This is a genomic window from Enterococcus sp. RTP21361st1_A6_RTP21361_211029 (genome assembly GCF_040910045.1).
Taxonomy (GTDB): domain Bacteria; phylum Bacillota; class Bacilli; order Lactobacillales; family Enterococcaceae; genus Enterococcus_D; species Enterococcus_D gallinarum.
This window is the reverse complement of record NZ_JBDGBK010000175.1, coordinates 1-2395: the sequence shown is the minus strand read 5'-3', so window position 1 is coordinate 2395 and position 2395 is coordinate 1. Positions and strand designations below refer to the sequence as shown.

Annotated in this window: 6 protein-coding genes; all 6 read left to right on the top strand. The window is 64.3% G+C overall.

Features of this window, described 5'->3' with window-relative positions; genetic code table 11:
* Nucleotides 1–325: hypothetical protein (locus tag AB5Z52_RS16680; protein ID WP_368267095.1), on the top strand; the 325-nt coding region annotated here is incomplete at its 5' end.
* A gap of 2 nt (nucleotides 326–327) precedes the next feature.
* Nucleotides 328–498, top strand: coding sequence for a hypothetical protein (locus tag AB5Z52_RS16675; protein WP_165499520.1), 171 nt, complete (start codon nucleotides 328–330; stop codon nucleotides 496–498).
* Nucleotides 499–578: 80 nt separating this feature from the next.
* Nucleotides 579–1169: a hypothetical protein gene (locus tag AB5Z52_RS16670; RefSeq protein WP_368267093.1), complete on the top strand. Its 591-nt coding sequence runs from the start codon at nucleotides 579–581 to the stop codon at nucleotides 1167–1169.
* Nucleotides 1166–1645 carry a hypothetical protein gene (locus AB5Z52_RS16665; protein WP_368267091.1) on the top strand — a complete coding sequence of 160 codons (480 nt, stop codon included), beginning with the start codon at nucleotides 1166–1168 and terminating at the stop codon, nucleotides 1643–1645. Before AB5Z52_RS16670 ends, AB5Z52_RS16665 begins: the two co-directional genes overlap by 4 nt.
* 22 nt (nucleotides 1646–1667) lie before the next feature.
* Nucleotides 1668–2141 (top strand): hypothetical protein, encoded by a 474-nt coding sequence (locus AB5Z52_RS16660; RefSeq protein ID WP_368267089.1) that lies wholly within the window; start codon nucleotides 1668–1670, stop codon nucleotides 2139–2141.
* Nucleotides 2138–2395 (top strand): hypothetical protein (locus AB5Z52_RS16655; RefSeq protein ID WP_368267087.1); only part of this gene is annotated, 258 nt, incomplete at its 3' end. The genes AB5Z52_RS16660 and AB5Z52_RS16655, both read left to right, overlap by 4 nt.

Here is a 2395-nt window from a genome sequence, read left to right as displayed (position 1 = left end):
GAATCAGGTGCGCGCCGCATCACTGCACCGCGCGTTCAAGGCGAACGGGGCGCTGGCCGCCGACGGGCGTGCGGAGACCCGCCGGCTGTTGGGCTTGGATGCCACGACCATAGTGGACTCGTACGAGGCGGACGCGGCTCTCGCCGCCGCGCGGGCGTTGGACGAACCGAACGCCGGCGAGCCGGTGGAACCGTCGATACGGTTGCCCGCCGGCGTGGACGCCACGAGCCTCGAAACCCTGCTCGCCGAACACGCCGCGGAAATCCAAACCGCGCGTGAAAAGTTCATCGACGCGATAACCCCACCAATCACCGATAGGAGATAACCATGAAAGACAAAACCGAAACCACCGTGGCCGCGGACGCGAACGACGTGATCGCCACATTGAGCCAGCAGATCAGCAGTCTGAGCGTGGACCTCGCCATCGCCAAGGCGCAGGTCAACGCCCTGCAGCGCAGGATCGCCGAGCTCGAGGCCAAACAGTCCAAGAGCGAATAAACACAGTCAAACCATTTTTTTCCGAAAGCCATCCCACGGGGGTGGCTTTTTTCATACCCGAAAACAGAAAGGGGAAAGGCATGGTGTATCTGCGCAACTTTTACCTCAATCCCATGTTCGACCCGTCCGGCCCCCGACCGGGAGCCGACGCGCATAACTGCACGGTCGGATACGTCAGCGAGTACAAGCCGCCGAGCCTGTATCCGGGCGTCAACCTGACCACCATCAACGACGGCGACGGCTTCGCCCAGGTCCCGCACCCCGGCCTGCCAAGGGAGACGCCGCTCGTGCTCGCCGCGAACACCTACGCCGACGAGGGGGGCAGACCCCTGCACGGCAGCTTGCTGGAATGCTGGGGCTACGACAGGAGCGGCACGTGGCGTACGCTCGGCAGCACGAACGGCGGCATGAGTGCGGAGTTCACGATACCCGGAGAGCGTAAGGAGCCTCCCCAAATCGTCTTCCGCGCCCCCGGCAAGGCCGGCCAACGCATCAACATGTGGTGCATCTTCGTCGGCGCCAAGGCCGACTACGAGGAGCTCCAACTGCTCGCGCCAGGCAGCCCGTTCGCCGGAAACCTCATGCCACTGCCATTAGGGGGGGGAGGCTGGCTTAAACGCCGTCGTCTGGCTGTTCGCGCTCACCGCTCTGACTGGGTGGTGGCCGCATGACGTATGTACGCAACTACATGACATGCGGACGCTCCGGCTCGTCGGGCAATATCACGGAGTCGCCTCTCGGCACGCTCAGCCTCGCGGCCGTTCCGGAGGATGGACAGAGCGAGGTCTTCGCCCAATGGGCGGGAATTCCGATACCCGAGCCGGGAGTATGGGTGATAGCCGCCCGCTGCCGGCAGGCTACGCCCCCAGGATCGGGGGTGCAAAACCCGCTCAACGGCGTTCTGCCGGTCTGGAGCGGAAATTTCGTCCAAATGTTGAACAGAGGTCAAGCCGTATTGGAGGCGAAGAACTACGCCTACGAGTTCACGGTGCCCGAGGGCACGGAAACTCTGACGTGGCGAGTGTGCGCCCCATCGGGCGGTTCCGTGATATGGGATCACCTGTACATCGGTCCGAAAACCGATTGGCAGCAGCTCAAGGCGCTGGATCTCGACTGGTTTCGCGGCGACATGATGCCAATGCCCTAGATTTCGGACTGGGGGTGGCGGCATGAGCTACATCACCAACCTGTACACCGACCCCTCATGCCACAAGCGGTTAAACACGTGGGCCAGCAGCGGCGGCGTGAATGTCGAGCGCCTCGCCGGCGGGCGCTACCGCTACACGCATGCCGACAACGGCACCTGGTCGTTAGCCAACTTTCAGGAGTGGTCGGAACTGATGAGATCGGGCCGTGTCGTGGTCGTCGCCTACACGGCCACCAGCGGGCTGAACGTGGAAATAGAGAACGGCACGCCGCTCGCCTCGGACACGACCCCATCGGGTGCCACGTGGAAGGCGGCGAAGACCGTCGGGGGGCGGCAACCACAGCATCTTCTGCCATGGCGGGGGCAGTTTGACGTTGGAGGCCTTGGCCGTGTACGAGGGCGACGAATGGCCGACCGTCCAACAACTCCTCCCCCGGTTCCCGTGGTTCGACGGAGGCTCGATGCCCCTGCAGTGATCGGCGGTGAGCGCCGATGATGCGACATAACTGGTTCCCGAACCCCATGCTGGGCGATCCGAAACCCACGAGGAGTCTCGACTGCAGCGTCAACCAGTGGGGTTCTCCGGGCAGGCCGGGCATCATCCTGCGGCATTCGTCCGACCTCATCGGCGGCTACGCCGAATGGGTGGTCTCCGGCCTGCCGGCGGGCGTGAGGTGCGCGTTCGTCGCGTCCTGCGGCGCCGCCGAGGCCACGGACACGTTCCGAGGCTCCCTCATGGAGGTCCAGGAC

What these genes read in the sequence shown, in the direction of transcription:
- AB5Z52_RS16675 (WP_165499520.1), top strand. Translation starts at nt 328, where the DNA reads ATGAAAGACAAAACCGAAACCACCGTGGCCGCGGACGCGAACGACGTG.
- AB5Z52_RS16670 (WP_368267093.1), top strand. Translation starts at nt 579, where the DNA reads ATGGTGTATCTGCGCAACTTTTACCTCAATCCCATGTTCGACCCGTCC.
- AB5Z52_RS16665 (WP_368267091.1), top strand. Translation starts at nt 1,166, where the DNA reads ATGACGTATGTACGCAACTACATGACATGCGGACGCTCCGGCTCGTCG.
- AB5Z52_RS16660 (WP_368267089.1), top strand. Translation starts at nt 1,668, where the DNA reads ATGAGCTACATCACCAACCTGTACACCGACCCCTCATGCCACAAGCGG.